At 65.3% G+C, this 712-nt stretch carries 2 protein-coding genes; both read right to left on the reverse strand.

Features of this window, described 5'->3' with window-relative positions:
* Positions 1–476 (reverse strand): carboxymuconolactone decarboxylase family protein (locus tag ACFFWD_RS37940; RefSeq protein WP_376974474.1); only part of this gene is annotated, 476 nt, incomplete at its 3' end.
* 41 nt (positions 477–517) lie between these two features.
* Positions 518–712 (reverse strand): putative quinol monooxygenase (locus ACFFWD_RS37945; RefSeq protein ID WP_376974476.1); only part of this gene is annotated, 195 nt, incomplete at its 5' end.

Raw genomic sequence — 712 nt, forward strand, 5'->3', positions numbered from 1 at the left:
GCCTTGAAGGCGGCCTGCTGCTTGCCTTGCACGAGCCAGGTGGCGTACATCTTCTTCACTGCGTCGGTGGCCGGGTCCAGCTTCATGATGGCGCCGAACATCTCGGCGCCGTACATGAACGAGATCCAGCACGACAGCTCGACGATCTCCTCGGGGCTGAAGTGCGCACGCACCGCCTCGAACTCGGCATCCGGGATGCCCTTGGGGCTGCGCGCGACGGCCGTGCCGAAGCGCACCGCCGCGGCCACGCGCGGGTCGTCGTAGGCGGGCTTGGGATCGCCCAGCGACGCGCAGAAGTTGCAGCCGCTTTCCTGGGCCACGGCGCGGCGCACTTCCTCCTTCAGGTCGGGGTCGAGCCGGCCGGTGAAGCGCAGGAACTCGTCCATCTCCATCCATTTCTTGGAGATGTCCTTGCGATGGTCCATCACGTTGAAGTAGGGCGTGCCGGCGCGGGTGGCTTGTTCGAGGCGGGGCATGGCGTCTCCTTTGGGCAGTGGGTTGACGAACGGATGTCGGGTCAGGCCCGACCGGGATACGGGCTTTGCATGTCGGCAAATCGGAGGTCGACGTCGCGCACCAGGTAGTCGAGCCGGCGCTCCCAGAATGTCGCGAGATACGGCATCGCCAGGTGCTTCTCGAAGTCCTCGCGGCTGCGCCAGTTCTCGTAGAACATGAACACGTCCGGATCCTCCGCATCGCGATGGAAGTGGTA

Source organism: Bradyrhizobium erythrophlei (assembly GCF_042430365.1).
Classification (GTDB): domain Bacteria; phylum Pseudomonadota; class Alphaproteobacteria; order Rhizobiales; family Xanthobacteraceae; genus Bradyrhizobium; species Bradyrhizobium erythrophlei.